Annotated in this window: 17 protein-coding genes, 1 pseudogene and 1 riboswitch; of the genes and pseudogenes, 10 read left to right on the plus strand and 8 right to left on the minus strand. The window is 35.0% G+C overall.

The genetic code is table 11. From position 1 onward, the window contains the following. Positions 1-137: 137 nt before the first annotated feature. The 5 genes and pseudogenes from B9N71_RS03580 to ribB all read left to right on the plus strand — a co-directional run bounded on the left by B9N71_RS03580 (position 138) and on the right by ribB (position 5,774). Positions 138-1,247 (plus strand): extracellular solute-binding protein, encoded by a 1,110-nt coding sequence (locus tag B9N71_RS03580; protein ID WP_085164164.1) that lies wholly within the window; start codon positions 138-140, stop codon positions 1,245-1,247. Positions 1,248-1,348: 101 nt separating this feature from the next. Beyond that, positions 1,349-2,485, plus strand: a complete 1,137-nt coding sequence (potG, locus tag B9N71_RS03585) for a putrescine ABC transporter ATP-binding subunit PotG (RefSeq protein ID WP_081296719.1) — start codon at positions 1,349-1,351, stop codon at positions 2,483-2,485. Positions 2,486-2,806: 321 nt separating this feature from the next. Beyond that, a pseudogene (locus B9N71_RS03590) lies at positions 2,807-3,676 on the plus strand (ABC transporter permease subunit); the annotation flags it as partial. A gap of 243 nt (positions 3,677-3,919) precedes the next feature. Continuing rightward, entirely contained in the window at positions 3,920-4,678 is a 759-nt protein-coding gene (locus B9N71_RS03595) for an ABC transporter permease subunit (RefSeq protein WP_143422020.1), read from the plus strand. Between the two features lie 109 nt (positions 4,679-4,787). Continuing rightward, a riboswitch (FMN riboswitch) is annotated at positions 4,788-4,965 on the plus strand. A gap of 161 nt (positions 4,966-5,126) precedes the next feature. Then, positions 5,127-5,774 carry a 3,4-dihydroxy-2-butanone-4-phosphate synthase gene (ribB, locus tag B9N71_RS03600; protein ID WP_085164166.1) on the plus strand — a complete coding sequence of 216 codons (648 nt, stop codon included), beginning with the start codon at positions 5,127-5,129 and terminating at the stop codon, positions 5,772-5,774. Between the two features lie 122 nt (positions 5,775-5,896). Here the strand turns inward: ribB and B9N71_RS03605 are convergent, their stop codons facing one another. From B9N71_RS03605 to B9N71_RS03615, 3 genes are read right to left on the minus strand one after another with little or no spacing between them, the layout of a single operon-like run. After that, positions 5,897-6,997, minus strand: coding sequence for an amidohydrolase (locus tag B9N71_RS03605; protein WP_085164168.1), 1,101 nt, complete (start codon positions 6,995-6,997; stop codon positions 5,897-5,899). A 14-nt stretch (positions 6,998-7,011) separates the two neighbouring features. Then, the gene (locus tag B9N71_RS03610; protein WP_065589180.1) at positions 7,012-7,479 is read right to left on the minus strand and encodes a YjiG family protein; all 468 of its coding nucleotides are present in this window, start codon (positions 7,477-7,479) and stop codon (positions 7,012-7,014) included. Then, the gene (locus tag B9N71_RS03615; RefSeq protein ID WP_085164170.1) at positions 7,472-8,128 is read right to left on the minus strand and encodes a nucleoside recognition domain-containing protein; all 657 of its coding nucleotides are present in this window, start codon (positions 8,126-8,128) and stop codon (positions 7,472-7,474) included. Before B9N71_RS03615 ends, B9N71_RS03610 begins: the two co-directional genes overlap by 8 nt. Positions 8,129-8,690: 562 nt before the next feature. Between B9N71_RS03615 and B9N71_RS03620 the strand changes: the two genes are divergently transcribed. Further along, on the plus strand, positions 8,691-9,014 hold the full coding sequence (locus tag B9N71_RS03620) for a DMT family transporter (RefSeq protein ID WP_202983885.1): 324 nt from the start codon (positions 8,691-8,693) through the stop codon (positions 9,012-9,014). Between the two features lie 24 nt (positions 9,015-9,038). Next, entirely contained in the window at positions 9,039-9,353 is a 315-nt protein-coding gene (locus tag B9N71_RS03625) for a DMT family transporter (protein ID WP_085164172.1), read from the plus strand. Between the two features lie 93 nt (positions 9,354-9,446). On the opposite strand, the gene B9N71_RS03630 is transcribed toward B9N71_RS03625, so the two are convergent. Next, on the minus strand, positions 9,447-10,049 hold the full coding sequence (locus B9N71_RS03630; RefSeq protein ID WP_065589177.1) for a peroxiredoxin C: 603 nt from the start codon (positions 10,047-10,049) through the stop codon (positions 9,447-9,449). Positions 10,050-10,180: 131 nt separating this feature from the next. Beyond that, positions 10,181-11,479, minus strand: a complete 1,299-nt coding sequence (srmB, locus tag B9N71_RS03635; RefSeq protein ID WP_085164174.1) for an ATP-dependent RNA helicase SrmB — start codon at positions 11,477-11,479, stop codon at positions 10,181-10,183. A gap of 362 nt (positions 11,480-11,841) precedes the next feature. On the opposite strand from srmB, the gene trmA reads away from it, so the two are divergent. The 3 genes from trmA to B9N71_RS03650 all read left to right on the plus strand — a co-directional run bounded on the left by trmA (position 11,842) and on the right by B9N71_RS03650 (position 15,371). Further along, the gene (gene trmA, locus B9N71_RS03640; protein ID WP_143422014.1) at positions 11,842-12,939 is read left to right on the plus strand and encodes a tRNA (uridine(54)-C5)-methyltransferase TrmA; all 1,098 of its coding nucleotides are present in this window, start codon (positions 11,842-11,844) and stop codon (positions 12,937-12,939) included. Between the two features lie 361 nt (positions 12,940-13,300). After that, on the plus strand, positions 13,301-13,987 hold the full coding sequence (locus B9N71_RS03645; RefSeq protein ID WP_085164178.1) for a heavy metal response regulator transcription factor: 687 nt from the start codon (positions 13,301-13,303) through the stop codon (positions 13,985-13,987). Then, positions 13,965-15,371 carry a heavy metal sensor histidine kinase gene (locus B9N71_RS03650; protein WP_085164180.1) on the plus strand — a complete coding sequence of 469 codons (1,407 nt, stop codon included), beginning with the start codon at positions 13,965-13,967 and terminating at the stop codon, positions 15,369-15,371. The genes B9N71_RS03645 and B9N71_RS03650 overlap by 23 nt, the downstream gene beginning before the upstream one ends. On the opposite strand, the gene B9N71_RS03655 is transcribed toward B9N71_RS03650, so the two are convergent. The 3 genes from B9N71_RS03655 to rfaF are packed head-to-tail and all read right to left on the minus strand — an operon-like array spanning position 15,364 to position 17,600. Beyond that, on the minus strand, positions 15,364-15,564 hold the full coding sequence (locus B9N71_RS03655; RefSeq protein ID WP_065560145.1) for a YaeP family protein: 201 nt from the start codon (positions 15,562-15,564) through the stop codon (positions 15,364-15,366). The two genes, B9N71_RS03650 and B9N71_RS03655, sit on opposite strands and share 8 nt — an antisense overlap. Before the next feature lie 24 nt (positions 15,565-15,588). Beyond that, the gene (gene rfaC, locus B9N71_RS03660) at positions 15,589-16,551 is read right to left on the minus strand and encodes a lipopolysaccharide heptosyltransferase RfaC (protein ID WP_085164182.1); all 963 of its coding nucleotides are present in this window, start codon (positions 16,549-16,551) and stop codon (positions 15,589-15,591) included. Beyond that, positions 16,551-17,600 (minus strand): ADP-heptose--LPS heptosyltransferase RfaF, encoded by a 1,050-nt coding sequence (gene rfaF / locus B9N71_RS03665; protein WP_085164184.1) that lies wholly within the window; start codon positions 17,598-17,600, stop codon positions 16,551-16,553. The genes rfaC and rfaF overlap by 1 nt, the downstream gene beginning before the upstream one ends. Positions 17,601-17,607: the final 7 nt, after the last annotated feature.

A 17,607-nucleotide genomic window follows, 5' to 3' on the forward strand; every position in this document is an offset into this window, starting at 1 on the left:
CGCTAGATGGTTGTTACTTTGATAATTTTTATTATTGTTAACAATGTCGATAGTAAAATTTGGGGGTCCGTTGTGTCTTTGCAATGGGCTTGTGTCTAACATGTAATATCCCTACAACTAGAGGAGAAGTGGTGAGCATGTTTACTCAACGTAAAACAATTCTTTCAATCGTGGCTGGTGTTTCACTAGCGTTATCTCAATCTGCTATAGCTAAAGATCGTGTCGTACATTTTTACAATTGGGCAGGGCAAATTGGTTCTAATACGATTTCGGATTTTGAAAAATCGACTGGTATTAAACTAGTTTATGATGTTTATGATTCTAACGAAGCTCTTGAAGGTAAATTAATGGCAGGTCATTCTGGCTTTGATGTGGTTTCGCCTTCAGATAGCTTTTTAGCTAGACAAATTAAATCTGATATCTATCTTCCGTTAGATAAAAGTAAATTGTCTAATTGGAAAAACTTAGATCCTAATCTAATGAAATTAATGGCAACACATGATCCTGATAATAAATATGCTATCCCTTATGTGTGGATGACAACAGGGATTGGCTATAACATTGATAAAGTTAAAGAGCGTCTAGGTGATAATGCACCAGTTGATAGCTGGGATTTAGTGTTTAAACCAGAGAATATGGAAAAACTAAAAGATTGTGGTGTGGCATTTTTAGATGCACCTACCGAAATTTTTGCTAGTGCTCTTCAATATTTAGGTAAAAATCCAAATAGTACAGATGCCAAGGATTATACTGGTGCTGCCTATGAGCTGTTAGAAAAAGTTCGTCCAAATATTCGTTACTTCCACTCTTCACAATATATTACCGATCTAGCTAATGGCGATATTTGTGTGATTTTGGGTTGGTCTGGCGATATTTTACAATCACGAGATAGAGCTAACGAAGCAAATAACGGTGTGCATGTTGGTTATCAAATACCAAAAGAAGGTGCTTTAGTCTTTTTTGATACCTTTGCTATTCCAAAAGATTCAGCAAACCCAGATGAAGCTCATGAGTTTTTAAATTTTGTTATGAAACCAGAAATTGCAGCACAAGTTACTAACGATGTTAACTTTGCTAGCGCTAATCAGGTTGCTAATGAAAATTTTGTAAAACCAGAAGTGAAAAATGATCCAGCAGTTTATCCAAAACCAGAAGTGATGGAAAAACTATTCACTTTAAAAGTTAAAGATCCAAAACTTGAGCGTATAATTACCCGCACGTGGACTAAGCTCAAAACTGGTAAATAATCGATATTTTGTATATCGAATCTTAACTAATAATCCAAGACGGAGAGGCTGTGAGTCTTTCCGTCTCGTTTTTTTTGGCTTGTTGTTATGAGGAAAAAAGAGTGAACGATAAAACAACAAATCAGGTACAGCCTAAAAAAAAGATGATAACTCCTTTATTGGAGATCAAAAATTTAACAAAAGTTTTTAATGATGATTATTATGCCGTTGATGATGTAAATTTGACTATATATAAAGGTGAAATTTTTGCATTATTAGGAGCATCTGGAAGCGGTAAATCAACACTATTGCGTATGCTAGCTGGTTTTGAGCAACCGACTTCGGGGCAAATCATTTTAGATGGAAAAGATTTATCACAGGTTCCGCCTTATAATCGTCCTATTAATATGATGTTCCAATCGTATGCTTTATTTCCTCACATGACGGTTGAACAAAATATAGCCTTTGGCTTAAAGCAAGATAAATTAAGCAATAGCGAAATTAAACATCGAGTTGAAGAGATGTTAGCGCTTGTACATATGGAGCAATTTGGCAAACGTAAACCACACCAATTATCAGGTGGTCAGCGCCAACGCGTGGCTTTAGCAAGAAGCTTAGCCAAACGACCAAAATTATTGTTACTTGATGAGCCAATGGGTGCACTTGATAAACAACTTCGTGATCGAATGCAACTTGAAGTGGTGAGCATTTTAGAACAAGTGGGGGCAACTTGCGTTATGGTTACCCATGATCAAGAAGAAGCTATGACTATGGCTGGTCGTATTGCCATTATGAATAAAGGTCAATTTGTGCAAATTGGTGAGCCAGAAGAAATTTATGAACATCCAAATAGCCGTTATAGTGCTGAGTTTATCGGTTCGGTTAATATCTTTGATGGTATCTTGCAAGATACGTTAGAAGATGGTTTGATTTTGAGTTGTCCTACTATTAAACATCCATTTAAAGTAGATTATGATTCTCCAGCTGTGGAAGGTGTGCCGATTAAAGTTGCTCTGCGCCCAGAAAAAATCCAATTATGTGAGCAATTACCTGAAGATGGTTATAACTGCGCTACAGGTGAAGTTGTTGAAATCGCTTATCTTGGGGATTTATCGATTTATCATGTCAAATTGCCAAGTGGGCAAGTTATTATTGCACAATTGCAAAATGAGCATCGTTATCGTAAAGGAATGCCAACTTGGGGTGATATAGTTAACTTAAGTTGGGAAGTTGACAGTTGTGTTGTGCTTACTGAATAAACAAAAGAGGATATCATAATGCGATCCATTGTATTGGGATTGTTGTTAAATGCATTTGTGTTGCTCAATGTTTATTGGCGTTTTGTAACAACAGGTGCATTTGACAATTTATTTTTAGATGCGCTATTTACCGCAATGACATTGAGCTTTTTATTGTCATGCTTTGGTTGTTTTTTAGCGCATTATAGGTCGTCTAAATTTGCTTATCGGCTTATTATTGCTGGCAGTATTTTATTTATTCCAGCAGGGTTAGTTGTAATTTTTTATACATATAAAAAATTGCGTCAACAACGAGATGATTCGGATTTAATGACTCTTTATGGACGGTTAACCGTAATTGTGATCCCTTATTTATGGATGCTATTACTGTTTTTGCTACCATTTTTAATCGTATTTAGGATCAGTTTTTCTGAAATTGCTTTAGCTGTACCACCTTATACTGATTTGTTAAGTTATGACGATGGTTTGCTTAATATTACGTTAAATTTTGGCAATTATTTAAATCTAATTAGCGATACGATTTATATTGATTCGTATTTGCAATCACTTAAGATTGCTGCGATTTCAACCGTGCTTTGTATTTTAATTGGTTATCCATTGGCTTGGGCTATTTCTCAATGCAAACAGTCAACCCGTAATATTTTATTGTTGTTAATCATTTTACCTTCATGGACATCGTTTTTAATTCGTGTTTATGCGTGGATTGGCATTTTGAATCCTAATGGTTTATTAAATCATTTTTTAATGTGGTTAGGGGTTATTGATCAGCCTTTGATTATTATGAAAACCTACTTTGCTGTATATATTGGTATTGTCTATTCTTATTTACCATTTGTGGTATTGCCAATTTATACGTCGTTAAGTAAGGTCGATTCAACGTTAATCGAAGCAGCATTAGACTTAGGTTGTAAACCGATAAAAACATTTTTTAAGATCATTGTACCTTTAACCAAAAATGGGGTGATTGCTGGAGGGATGTTGGTGTTTATTCCTGCTGTAGGTGAGTATGTGATCCCTGAATTATTAGGCCCTTCAGAAGGGATTATGATTGGTACACAGCTTTGGACTGAGTTCTTTAATAATCATGACTGGCCAGCTGCCTCGGCTGTAGCTAGTGTGATGTTGATGATATTGATTGTGCCTATTTATTATTTCAATAAATTCCAAAATCGACAAATGGGAGGTAAATAGATGAACAATTTGCCCGTTATTATGCGATCGGCTTTGATTGTTTTTATCTCGTCATTGCTTGGTGCGATTTTATTGAGTATTTTAATTTCATCATCGGGATTATCGCTTTTGGGTGAATGGAGCTTTTACTATAGCTGTTTTGTTTTTAGTTTCATTATTACCGTTTTAGTTACCATTGCATTGCTATTCCGGTGTTTGAAAGGACTTATCTTTTTGGTGGTATTTTCGTTTTTATATATCCCAATGGTTATTTTGATTGTTTATTCGTTTAATAGCTCGCGTTTGGTGACAGTTTGGGCGGATTTTTCGGTCAAATGGTATTTTGAGTTAATTAATAACGAAACATTACTTAAAGCTGTTGGGCTAAGTTTGTCTATTGCTGCAGGTGCTGCAACTTTTGCTGTTGTGCTTGGTACATTAGCGGCTTATGCTATCATTCGTTTTAGAGGATTCCGAGGCTCTAATTTATTTTCGTTTATGACTACAGCACCGCTGGTTATGCCAGATGTTATTACTGGTTTGGCTTTGCTGTTGTTATTTGTGGGAATGGGACAGGTACTTGGTTGGCCAAAAGACCGTGGCGCTATAACTATTTGGATGGCTCATGCTACATTTTGTACAGCTTATGTGACTGTGGTAATTAGTGCTAGGTTGCGTGAATTAGATAAGTCAATTGAAGAAGCTGCATTAGATCTTGGTGCAAATCCTTTAAAGGTATTTTTTATTATTACACTACCAATGATCGCACCAGCGTTAGTGTCAGGTTGGCTTTTAGCATTTACATTGTCACTTGATGATGTGGTTATTGCTAACTTTGTGACTGGACCAGGTGCTATGACGTTACCTAAATTGATATTTTCAAAAGTACGTTTAGGGGTTGATCCTCAGGTTAATGCTTTAGCAACAATTATATTGCTAATTGTTGGTATTATTGGCTTTATTTCGTGGCTATGGATGCGTAAAGCCGAACGGCGTCGCATAAGTGAAACTCGTAGGCATTAATTAAACTCTGCTCTTTCTATTATTGCCGCTGTTTGCGGCAATATTTCATTTTAAAACTCCGTGTCTTTTTTATCATTTTGTATTATAGTGTGATTCGTCAATTTTTTGGCAAAATTCTCAGGGCGGGGTGTAAGTCCCCACCGGTGGTATAGCCCACGAGCGCTTAATTTATTTTGTTAACTGTGGTAGTTGTTTTATTGCTCAGTTAGATTTTGATAGATTAAGGACAAGCAGATTTGGTGAAATTCCAAAGCCGACAGTAAAAGTCTGGATAAAAGAGAGTTGCTTATCTTTCCAATATTTGCTGAAAGGCAAAGTCATGCTGGTCAAGCACTGCCCTGATTCTGGTATTTTATTTATACTTAATTAATTAGATAGCAAATAGCCATTTGATTTTAATTAGATAAATAATGAAATAAATGAGTTAATAAAAATATAGGTATTTACCATGAATCAGTTTAATTTAAATGAATTTGGAACGCCCATTGAACGTGTTAAAAAAGCAATTGCTTCTATTAAAGCCGGTCAAGGTGTACTAGTTTTAGATGATGAAGATCGCGAAAATGAAGGTGATATTATTTGGGCTGCCGAGTCTATTACCAGTGAACAAATGGCTCTAACTATTCGTTACGGCAGTGGTATTGTTTGTTTATGTTTGCCTAAAAAACGCTGTGATGAGTTAAATTTGCCTATGATGGTAGAAAATAATACTAGTAAAAATAATACAGCGTTTACCATCTCAATTGAAGCGGCTAATGGAGTTACAACAGGTGTATCAGCCGCTGATCGCGTTACGACTATTAAGGCTGCTGTGAATGATAACGCCAAACCAAGTGATCTTAATCATCCAGGGCATGTGTTTCCTTTAGTTGCTAAAGAAGGTGGTGTATTAATTCGCCGAGGTCATACTGAAGCATCTATTGATTTAGTGACATTAGCGGGTTTAAAGCCTGCCGCAGTATTGTGTGAGTTAACCAACGACGATGGCACTATGGCAAGAGCGCCAGAGGTTGTTAAATTTGCTAATCAGTATCATATGCCAGTTGTGACGATCGAAGATATTGTTGAATATCGTAACTATTTGGCATTGAAGTGAAAATCCTAACTTAAAAATGTTAAGTGCTTATCAACAGTATTATACAAGTTAGGGAAAGATCCTTTGTTTGTGATTTAAATCATCTTCCGCCGAAGTAAGGTATCGGCGGAATAGGGTGGAAATTAGCCAAGTACTTTTAATGCACAAGCTTTGGTTATTTTGACTCCATTTTCTAATGCTAAAGTGTCAAACTTCATTTCAGGATGATGTAATCCTGGTGTTAGATCAGCTCCTAATCCCCAAAAACCAGCTTTGACATTACGTTCACAAGGATAATTGAAAAAGTCTTCTCCACCTGGGGTGAAAATAGGCTCTTTTAGCCCCTCTTTGCCAAGTACATCGACAATGGCTTCGGCAATAATTTTTGTGACATCATTATCAATTTCCGCGGCTGGAATTTCTTTAGTGACATTGATATCCACTTTCGCACCGATAGATTCAACACTGAATTTTATCGCATTTAACGTTTTGGCTTTTAGTTCATCCATGGCTGGGTTAGTTGGCGCTCTTAGATCCCAGCATACATATGCTTCGGATGGAATAGCATTGGTGACTCCAGCATCGCAAATGCAACGTGTGGCTTTAACACTATAGTTTAAGTTAGGTGCAAGGTGAATGGTGTTAACTGCTTGAATGGCCAGTGTTGCTGCATCAAGGGCATTAACGCCTAAATGAGGTCGAGCACCATGTGCTGGGATACCATGAATATTTACTTCAACTGTAGTGGATGCTGAATAGTACATTGCCGCTGCAGCAAAGCCTTTTGGACATTCATCTTTTGGACGTAAATGTAAACCGATAATCATATCAACATCATCAATAGCTCCTCCTTCAATCATAGCTAAAGCACCTGTTCCAAGTTCTTCTGCAGGTTGGAAGATGAGTTTCAATCGACCTTTTTTGATGTTACCTTCTTTTATTAACTCTTGTGCCGAGCTTAATAATATTGATGAATGGCCATCATGACCGCAGGTATGTCTTGCGCAAGGTTCGCCGTTAATAATATGTCCTAGAGCATCCATATCTGCCCGTAAAGCGAGTACAGGGCCAGTTTTGCCGCTATCGTATTGCGCAACAATTCCTGTTGTGTTATTGATGTTGCGAGTTACTTTATAGCCTGCTTGTTCAAGTTGCTGTGCGATATATGCCGATGTTTTGTGTTCTTCAAATCCCAACTCTGGAATTTGGTGTAAATACTGATAATGTTCTAATACGTTAGACATGTTTATCTCCTTTATTAAACAAAAAATCGCATAATAATCATTGAAACTAATGCATTAAAAATACTGGTTAACATGAGTAATGGCCAGTATTTTTTGGGTACATCGGCAACGCCTAATAATCGTCCCATATACTGTAATTGTGAGCCCATTAAGAAAATAGCTGGGGCTAATATGGTTATTGCTGTTGGATTGATTGTTCCTGCGGTAAATAAGTTAACTGCAACGCCTGTACCTGCTGATGCTGATAACCATGCAGTTAGTAATACGGTAATTGCTTCGCCAGGTAGGCCAAAAATCTCCATTACTGGAGCACAATAAGTTCCTATTAATTGCATTATACCTAAACGTTTTAGTATTTCGGTGATTACAAATGCCATTAAAATATTGGGCATTAAATTATTAATAGCAATGTTGAATCCTTTGCGAGCACCGATTACAAAAATATCTAAAGGGTTATTAGTTTGTTTTTGCGAATTACTCATTGATAAAATCCTTTTTATAAATTGTATTTAATACTAAGCGAACCATTACTGAGCCTACAAATTTAAGCACTAACATGATGACAAGAGGAATAAAAATAGCTACAGTCATTGGGGCAAATAATGCCGAACCAATCGAGAAGTAGTTATTAATTAAACCCGCACCAGAATATTGCCAAGCACTAATAATGATAAGGTCTTTTTTAGTAATTTGCTTTTCGTCATATAACTCTTTAGTTAATACAGCACCAGCATCAGTGCTTTGTAGGTCGGTAATTAATGCAAGTCCAGTTTTACCTGGTACACCTAAAATTGGTTTTAATAATGGTGTTAATAATTTATGTGCAGCACGAATGGTGCCGTAATGGGTAAATATTTCTAACACGCCTAGCGCTAACATAACCGTAGGTATAAGTGATAAGGCGAAAATAAAACCAGCTCTTGCACTGTTACCTCCTTCACCCACAAAAGTATTTTTTTCAGGATGTAGCATAGTGCCAAATTTGCCGCTTAAGCTGGTAAAATCAAACGCTCCTAGCCATTCTTTACCTTCTACATTAAAAAATAAGCCTGAAAAAAATAAAATGGCTACTATTAGTGATATATAGGCTTTTATACCAACTTTAAATTCATTATCTGTCTTTTTTGACATGCTGCCTTCCTTTTTCCGAATGTTTAAAAAATATTAAGTATTATTACAATTAACAATATTTAATAAGTATAAAATGTTTATTATACAATTTAGTTAAAAAATGCCTCAAAAGTGGTTTTTAGCATTCTATAACTATTTTAGGTTAAATTGAAAAAGATATAACATTTTTTATTTTTTTCTAATAAATTACAAATCTTTATTATATCTTGCATAATTAAGTATTATATAGAGGTGAATTGGTTAGCTTGTATAAGCTCTCTAACATTGAATTGTGTAATTTTGCCCTTGCCATTTATATATCTTCATTATAGAATTACTTACTTACTTATTTGAAAAATAATAATAAAAATTGTGATGATGTTTCGTGAACGTTAGGCGTTTTGGTTTAATGGATAGGACCATATAACAATTGATATCTTTTGGCGGCAAATTCTATTTGCGAACCATCTTTTGTTTTGTCGTTGCTTTTAGCAATAGGGCATAATCAAGCATTATACTTAAACACATTGCAGCAGAAAATTGATTACGACATAAAATAAAGTAGCATAAACGAGGTAGCTATATGTTTAGCATGAATAAAGAGTGGGCATTTGTGGTACTAACCTGCTTTTTTGAAATATGTTGGATTTTAGGATTTAGCATCGCAACCGAGCTTTGGCAATGGGTTATTATTGTATCGCTCATTATTATTGATTTTACTTTTTTAACCAATGCTTGCAAGACAATACCTACAGGTACGGTTTATGCCATATTTTCAGGTGTTGGTGCTGTCGGTGCAACGCTAATTGATATCTTACTTTTTAATAAAGAGATTAAGCTAATTCAACTTTTTTTTGTGGCGATAATTATTATTGGTGTTGTACAACTAAAACGTGCCGACAGTTAATATTTTAATAAGGATAATTTAATCATGGGATGGCTGTTAATATTAATTGCATCAGTTTTTGAAGTAATTGGTGCTATAGGCCTTAAATTATATGCTGAGCAAAAAGGTCTATTTAGATTGGTTTTATATTGGGGAGGTTTTTTTGTCTCTTTTGTGCTTTTCTATTTTTCGCTCCATTATCTTGAATTGAGTGTTGTGTATCCTGTTTGGGTTGGTCTTGGGACTTCGGGTGCGGTGTTAGCCAATATGCTGTTATTTAATGAGCCTAAGAATTTTCCTCGTATATTTGGTCTCACCATTATTATCGTTGGTGTTGTAGGATTACATGCCACTCTATAATTAATTGCGTTTATATATATAAAAAAACCGGAGATTAACTCCGGTAACGCAAAGCGTAAAATAAGATATGGATGAATAAAAAATTGTACTGAATTAAATTTCGTCAGCATGCTGTTTTAAGAAACTTGCAACGCCATTTGGATTTGCTTGCATGCCTTTTTTACCTTTTGTCCATTGAGCAGGGCAAACTTCGCCATGTTCTTCATGGAATTGGAAAGCATCAACAATACGAATCATTTCGTCAATGTTACGTCCAATTGGTAAATCGTTAATTGTTTCATGGCGTACAATTCCTGATTTGTCAATAAAGAACGAAGCTCGCAGTGCAACTCCAGCTTCAGGATGTTCAATACCATAAGATTGCATAATTGAGTGTTTGATATCTGCAACAATTGGGAATTTAACTTCACCAATACCACCTTTATCTTGTGGAGTATTGCGCCATGCATTATGTACATATTCAGAGTCCATTGAAACACCAATTACTTCAACACCACGTTTTTTGAATTCTTCTAGACGGTGATCAAATGCAATGATTTCAGATGGGCAAACAAATGTGAAGTCCATTGGCCAAAAGAACACAACGGCATATTTACCTTTGATATGTTGTAATAAATTGAAATTATTAACAATTTCACCAGTACCTAAAACTGCTGCTGATGTAAAATCTGGTGCTTTGCGAGTGACTAGTGTCATAGTATTTCTCCTTTATAATTAACTGCAACTCATGTAGCGTAGCATTATAGCAATTAAAATCTATTGTCAAAGTTGTTATAAACGATTGGTATCATAAGTTTAAGCTATTAAGTTGTGATTATTATTCGGTATTAGTTATTGATTTTCGGTTTGCCTTTATTTTTTGTGTCTCGATAGCGTTGTTTTATCTTTTTCTTTTTTACTTGTTCTTGCTTTTTGTTCGCACTTTTTTGTTTTGCTTTTTGTGAATGTTTTTTCTTAGTTACTGGTTTTGGTGCTTTAGTTTTAGGGCGTAATTCATCAATCGTTCTTAATTTGATTGGTTCTTTAATATAGCGCTCAATTTTTTGCAGTAATTCATTATCATGCGCTTCGACTAGCATAATAGCTGTGCCTTTTTTTCCTGCTCGAGCGGTGCGTCCAATTCTGTGTAAATATACATCGGCAGTTTTGGGTGCATCAAAATTAATAACATGAGTAATATTGTCAATATCAATACCTCGTGCAGCAACATCGGTTGCTACAAGTACATTGACAGTATTATTGCTGATCCTTTTTATTGCTTCGTTGCGTTTTGCTTGTACCATTTCACCTTCTAAATAGCAGCTATGGATACCAGCTTGGTGTAGTAAGCTAACTAATTCATGCACACGTTCGCGTTTACGAACAAATACAATCGTTTTTTTTAATTGTTCTTGTTTTAATAAGTGAATAAGAAGTGCCACTTTATGAGTTAAATCATCGGCACGATAATAAAATTGCAGGATTTTTTTACGCTCTTTACGTGAAGGCTCGGCATTGATTTCGATTGGATCAGTCAAAATGCGGCTAGCAAAGTTATGCAGTCCTTCACCTTCCAGGGTGGCAGAAAATAATAAAGTTTGTTTACGCCAACGGGTTTCGGCAGATATCATTTCGACATCTTGTGAAAAACCCATGTCTAACATCCGATCAGCTTCGTCTAAAATAAGTATTTCAACCGCTCGGCAATCAAAGTTCTCTTCTTTTATATACTGTAATAATCGGCCTGTTGTAGCAATAACAATATCTTGGTTTTTACTAAACACTTCAGCGTGATTCATATAAGCAACACCGCCAGTTATAGTTGCAATGCTTAAATTTGTTGATTCGGTTAATAATCTGGCTTGTTCAGCAATTTGCATGGCTAGTTCACGCGTTGGCGTTAAAATCAAAATTCGTGGTGGACCTGGTTTACGGCGTGGAAAATCGAGTAGATGTTGTACGGCCGGAATTAAAAAAGCTAGCGTTTTACCTGTGCCTGTTGGTGCAGAACCTAAAATATCTTTGCCATCTAAAGCAACAGGGATTGTTTGTGTTTGGATTACGGTTGGAGTATTTATATTTTGTGTTTGGAGATTGTGAATTAAAATATCATCTAATTCTAAACCAGAAAAAGTGTGTGTAGTCATAGTGTTCTTTTCATCTAAAATTATAAGGCACATTATAACGTTAATCGTTGTAACTACAATCAATAAAAATGTGATGGAATATTATTTTATTTTTATGGTGCGATTAATTGTAAGGTAGTTATTGCAGTGTAAAATATAGTTTTATGTCTAAAATTAGATGTTTTATTTAAGCAAAACTTATCATTGTTAGCTGTTTGTGATAAGATACGCATCCGTTTGCGATAACATGCATAATGATTATTTATGCTACCGAGGCTAAATTGGTTTAAATAATTAATGTTTAATTATTTTGTGGCTTAACACGGATTGGCTCAAATTTCCATATTAAATAATACTTCTTTAATAACTATCAGATAATGAATATGACTGAATGTTTCTCGAATGATAATTATAATCAACAGTTGAAAAAAAAAGTAGATAATTTAAAAGCATTATTATCAGATTTTTCACTGCCCGAATTATCGGTATATTGTTCACCTATTAGTCATTATCGTATGCGTGCTGAGTTTAGGATCTGGCATGATGGTGAAGATCTTTATCATATTATGTATGATAAAAAAACAAAAAAACGAATACGGGTTGATGAATTTCCTATTGCAACAAAACTAATTAATCAAGCAATGCAAACCATTTTACCTTTGTTACAACATAATTTGTTACTTCGCCATATGCTGTTTCAAATTGATTATTTTTCGACTTTAAGTGGTCAGCTATTAATTACGCTTTTATATCATAAAAAGTTAAGTGATGGATGGATTATAGAAGCAAAAAAATTAAAAACTCAATTAGCTGAACATGGAGTAGTTGCTAATATTGTAGGGCGAGCAAGTAATCAAAAAATAGCCATTGATGTGGATTATGTTGATGAAGTGTTGCCAGTAATGGATAAAACGTTTATTTATCGACAAATTGAAAATAGTTTTACTCAACCAAATGTTGCCGTAAATATTAAAATGCTACAGTGGGCCATATCGGTTACCAAAAATTCAACTGGTGATTTACTCGAATTTTATTGTGGTAATGGTAACTTTTCAATTGCTCTAGCACAAAACTTTCGCAAAGTATTGGCTACTGAAATAGCTAAAGCGTCTGTTTATTCAGCTCAGCATAATATTTTAGTTAATCAAATTGATAATCTTGATATTGTACGGTTGTCAGCCGAAGAATTTACTAGTGCAATTAAAAAAGAACGAGAGTTTAATCGTTTAAAAGGAATCAATTTGGATGAATATCAATGTGATACGGTACTTGTTGATCCACCACGTGGGGGAGTGGATTTAAATACCATTAATATATTAAAAACCTATAAAAAAATTATTTATATTTCGTGTAATCCTAATACATTGCGTGACAATTTACAGTTATTGACTAAAACACATTCAATTCAACATTTTGCTATGTTTGATCAATTTCCTTATACAGATCATGTCGAGACGGGTATTGTGTTGTATAAAAAGTAAAAGGAAGTAATATTCAATGTAGAGTATTTTTGTTAAAATATACTCAATTCGTACCTAACTAATTGTTGTTTCGGGTGTATGTAAACTTGCATCGATCTATAACAAAAAAAAACCCTAGATAAACTAGGGCTGCATTAAATTGCAAGGAATGGATGAAAGGAAATAAAACAATGAAACAATAATGTCTAGCCTCATGAATCATTGTGTAGCTACTATAACAAAGATAAACCAACTAATTAATGACATTATGATTACAAAATAGTCATTAAACCATCATGATTGGTTTGGTGTTTATCATTTATTCTATAGCTGTGTTATGCAATTACGACAACCAGACAAATAACAAAGGAAATATTCAAGTATGAAATTGTTAGTAGTTGAAGATGAGCAAAAAACAGGTGAGTATCTTCGTCAAGGTTTAGTTGAATCTGGGTTTGTTGTTGATTTAACAAATAATGGTCTTGATGGTTATCATAGAGCCATGACAGAAGATTATGATCTAATTATTTTAGATGTGATGTTGCCCGATATAGTTGGTTGGAAAATTGTTCAGTCACTGCGTGAAGCAGGCAAAGAGACACCTATCATGTTACTTACCGCTATGGGAAGTGTGGATGATAAAGTTAAAGGCCTAAACTTAGGTGCTGATGATTATCTAGTAAAACCTTTTTCGTTTGCTGAGTTATTAGCTCGTTTGAAATCTATGCTCCGACGTAATGTCCCTCAAGTCAATAATTCCCAATTGAGTATTGCAGATCTGGTCATGGATCTTCCTAAACGTATGGTAACACGTGGAGATAAACGCATTGATTTAACCAATAAAGAATTTTTGTTATTAGAATATTTTTTACGTTATCCGGGGGAAGTATTACCACGATCATTAATTGCATCTCAAGTTTGGGATATGAATTTTGATAGTGATACTAATGTGATTGATGTTGCAATTCGGAGATTGCGTAATAAAATTGATGCTGATTTCGAGCCAAAATTGATTCATACAGTCCGTGGAATGGGGTATAAGTTAGATGTCTTGGATGAAACAGAATAAGTTAATATCATTTCGCTTGCCTCTTATTGTTTGTTTATTAACCTGCGGTTTACTTTATTGTTTTAGTTTTTTTATTGAACGTTCTTTTGAAAAAATTTCAATCCAACAAAATGTGTCTGAACTTAATTCGGTTATTGATTCTATAGAACGTGAATTAGTTTATTATTCTCCAGATGAGAATCGTGACGAATTTATTCAAAATTTATTATTAATTTTGACAGGACATCATCGCCTATTTGTTTATGTTATTGATGAGAAAGGTAAAATTGTTTATCGAACACGTGGTCCTAATCTAACCGTTGCTAAAAATCATATTGATTTTGATACCATTATTGCAAATCACAGTACCGCTATTTGGAATCAAGATAAAGCATCATATCGAATTGCCGCTTCACGAGTTTCGATTGAAAATGGTAGACAATATACCACTATAGTTGCTGTTGGTCGTGATTTACATCTCGAATTCATTCGGCGATTACACGATGGTTTAGGCTTGCTTATTGCTATTGCTTGTATTTTGGCCTTAATTGGTTCTTTTGTCAGTGTCTATTTTACCCAAAAACCAATTAATCGGTTGATTAAAAAGATCGAAAAAGTTAATTTTAAAAGTCTAAATTACCGTATTCCTGCTTCTTTAGTACCAATTAAATATGTTAGTTTAGTGAAAGCATTCAATGAGATGCTTAATCGGATAGAGGATGTGTTTCAGCGGCAACGTAATTTTACAGCAGATATCGCTCATGAGATGCGAACACCTATTACCAATTTAACAACTCAAACGCAAATAGTACTGAGTAATGCCAGAACAACTAATGAATATCGCGAGATATTATATTCAAATTTAGAAGAATACGAAAAAATGTCACAGATGATTTCTGATATGTTATTTTTAGCACAAGCAGATAATCGTCAATTGGTGCCTAATTTAATCGATATTGATTTACATAGCTTGATCACAATGATGTGTGAATATTTTGAGCCACTTACCGACGAGAAGAATATTGCCTTTAATCTTGAAGGAAATTGTTCCCATATTCAAGGTGATAAGATGATGTTAAGAAGGGCAATCAGTAATATTTTATCCAATGCAATTCGTTATACACCTGAAAATCAGACTATCACTATAATTTTAAGTCAAGTAAGTGAAAAGCGAGTTCGAATCATCATTTCGAATCCAGGCAAGAAAGTTGATAGTAAACATTTGCCACACCTTTTTGATCGGTTTTATCGAGTTGACGAATCACGTCATCGTAATGATAATTCAGGTACAGGAATAGGGCTTGCTATCGTCAAATCCATTATTGAAGCACATAAAGGTTCAATTTACGCTGAGTCTGATGAGCAATCAACCCGTTTTATTATTAATTTACCAACCACTATTTAACATCAAAGTCGCTGATCAGTAAATTAGCCGCTGCATAAGCGGCTTTATCTTTTAGTTCTTGTGGGACATTTTCGTTACGAACAACTTCGTCTAACACTTGCATAACAGCGCCTAAGGCATCATCAATATAACCGAGATCATTACTGCCAATTTGTGCGTATTTTTCATAAATAAGATCGCTATATTTATTCATTAAATTCATTTCTTTTTATTCCACTTATAAAAAGCTAACTAATTGTTTATAAACTTGTTCAGCTTGAATGGTTTGCATGCATTTTTCATCTGAGATAATACTAAATTGATTTTTTCCATAGCCACCAATCAATTTTGGATCGGTTTTGCCAAATAAAGTAATATTTGGACGATCCAATGCAGCAGTTAGATGACTTAAACCTGTATCTACCGAAACAACGGCTTTTGCTCCCGCAATAACGGTTGCTATATCGGAAAGTGAAAGCTTGGAAAGTACCTCTACGTGTTGGAATCCTTGTGCTAGACGAATTGCTCGTGCTTGCTCATGTGGTGCTCCCCAAGGTAATTTTATTTTTAACCCAGTAGGCTCAACTAATTTAATTAATTTCCGCCAGGCATCTTCGCTCCAGTGCTTTTCATCTCGTGTTGTTGCGTGTAAAAAAATTAGATATTGCTGATTATCGTTAGGTAATGAAGATAAAAAGTGACGCGCAATAGCATAATCACCCATTGAATCAGGTAATGTATATTGTAGGCTTTTTGCAAACAGCAATCTAATGCGCTCAATAGCATGCATTTGTTTAGGTACATTGTGTTTTACATCATAAAACCAACTAGCAATTGGTTCTTTGATACTTTTGCGATCCAAACCGTGTTTAATGCCCCGTGCTTTACGAGTAATAATAAACGCACTTTTAATGAGTCCTTGTGCATCAATAATCACATCATAACGTTGTCGTCTTAAGGTATTAATAAAATCATGGCGCTCTTGACGAATTGCTTTAGTGAACCAATTTTTTCGCCATCGTCTTATTGCAACCGGTATCACTTGGTTTACAGCAAAGTGCCAACTAGGTATTTGGGCAAAATTTTCTTCTACTACCCAATCAAAGGATATATTTGGTAAATTGTTAGCCGCATCAGTTAATGCCGGTAAAGAATGAAGTACATCCCCCATGGATGATGTTTTAACCACTAATACTCTCATTATTCTTTACTCTTTTTACAGCGCATGATGAGTTTCATCAAAGTTTCGAAAACAATATCGGGTTTAATATCGATCAGACTTTGATGGTAACCTTGTTCTGCATCGCCTTTACGGACGCGGTGATAACCGGTAATTAAACGGATAACTTCGGCTTTATCTGATAGTGGAGGGGTAAAATCTGGACTACTTGGCCCATAAAGAGCAACCAGTGGTCTGTCTAAAGCTGCTGCAACATGCATTAGTCCAGAGTCATTAGTCACAATGGCTTTACAAGCAGCAATTAGGTTAACAGCTTGTTCTAATTGTGTTTGACCTGCTAGATTGATACATTTATCGCGATGTATCATTTTAGCAATAATTTTTTCTCCTACTTCACGATCATTTTGGGACCCAAAAATAATAATTTTAGCGTGCTGTTTAACTAGCATATCAGCAAGTGCCGCGTAATGATAATCGGGCCAGCGTTTTGCAGGGCCAAATTCAGCACCAGGACAAAAGCCAATTAATGGTTCATCTTGTGTTATAGTAAAAGTTGAAAGAGCTTGGGTTATTTCATCTTGTTCGACATTGAGTTTTGGCCATAGTAGTGGTTGTGGTAAATCGGAAGCCGAATGAATCTGTCTATTAGGATAAGCAAGAGCAATATAGCGTTCAATCATCAACGGAAATGCTTGCTTATCAAGTTTACGAAGATCGTTTAATAAACCATAACGCATCTCGCCTTTCCAACCTGTACGTTTAGGAATTTTGGCAAAAAATGGAATCAGTGCTGATTTGAATGAATTAGGTAATACAAAAGCATGATCATAATGGTTATCACGCAGTGATTTACCTATTTTATGACGTTTTTTTAACGCAAACTCACCATGGCCTAATGGCATTGCAATTGCTTGATTCACTTCTGGCATTTTATTTAATAGCGCTCGACACCAAGCCGGTGCTAAAACATCAATTTCGTTATTAGAATCAAGTTGTTTTAATGTACGATACAGGCTTTGCGACATCATCATATCGCCAACCCATGAAGGACCAATAATGAGTGTTTTCATTTAATCA

Source organism: Gilliamella bombi, assembly GCF_900103255.1.
Lineage (GTDB): Bacteria > Pseudomonadota > Gammaproteobacteria > Enterobacterales > Orbaceae > Gilliamella > Gilliamella bombi.

Bases quoted from the DNA above. Each gene is read 5' to 3' on its own strand.
- B9N71_RS03580 (WP_085164164.1), top strand. From the start codon at position 138: ATGTTTACTCAACGTAAAACAATTCTTTCAATCGTGGCTGGTGTTTCA.
- B9N71_RS03595 (WP_143422020.1), top strand. From the start codon at position 3,920: ATGGTTATTTTGATTGTTTATTCGTTTAATAGCTCGCGTTTGGTGACA.
- ribB (WP_085164166.1), top strand. From the start codon at position 5,127: ATGAATCAGTTTAATTTAAATGAATTTGGAACGCCCATTGAACGTGTT.
- B9N71_RS03605 (WP_085164168.1), bottom strand. From the start codon at position 6,997: ATGTCTAACGTATTAGAACATTATCAGTATTTACACCAAATTCCAGAG.
- B9N71_RS03610 (WP_065589180.1), bottom strand. From the start codon at position 7,479: ATGAGTAATTCGCAAAAACAAACTAATAACCCTTTAGATATTTTTGTA.
- B9N71_RS03615 (WP_085164170.1), bottom strand. From the start codon at position 8,128: ATGTCAAAAAAGACAGATAATGAATTTAAAGTTGGTATAAAAGCCTAT.
- B9N71_RS03620 (WP_202983885.1), top strand. From the start codon at position 8,691: ATGTTTAGCATGAATAAAGAGTGGGCATTTGTGGTACTAACCTGCTTT.
- B9N71_RS03625 (WP_085164172.1), top strand. From the start codon at position 9,039: ATGGGATGGCTGTTAATATTAATTGCATCAGTTTTTGAAGTAATTGGT.
- B9N71_RS03630 (WP_065589177.1), bottom strand. From the start codon at position 10,049: ATGACACTAGTCACTCGCAAAGCACCAGATTTTACATCAGCAGCAGTT.
- srmB (WP_085164174.1), bottom strand. From the start codon at position 11,479: ATGACTACACACACTTTTTCTGGTTTAGAATTAGATGATATTTTAATT.
- trmA (WP_143422014.1), top strand. From the start codon at position 11,842: ATGACTGAATGTTTCTCGAATGATAATTATAATCAACAGTTGAAAAAA.
- B9N71_RS03645 (WP_085164178.1), top strand. From the start codon at position 13,301: ATGAAATTGTTAGTAGTTGAAGATGAGCAAAAAACAGGTGAGTATCTT.
- B9N71_RS03650 (WP_085164180.1), top strand. From the start codon at position 13,965: ATGTCTTGGATGAAACAGAATAAGTTAATATCATTTCGCTTGCCTCTT.
- B9N71_RS03655 (WP_065560145.1), bottom strand. From the start codon at position 15,564: ATGAATAAATATAGCGATCTTATTTATGAAAAATACGCACAAATTGGC.
- rfaC (WP_085164182.1), bottom strand. From the start codon at position 16,551: ATGAGAGTATTAGTGGTTAAAACATCATCCATGGGGGATGTACTTCAT.
- rfaF (WP_085164184.1), bottom strand. From the start codon at position 17,600: ATGAAAACACTCATTATTGGTCCTTCATGGGTTGGCGATATGATGATG.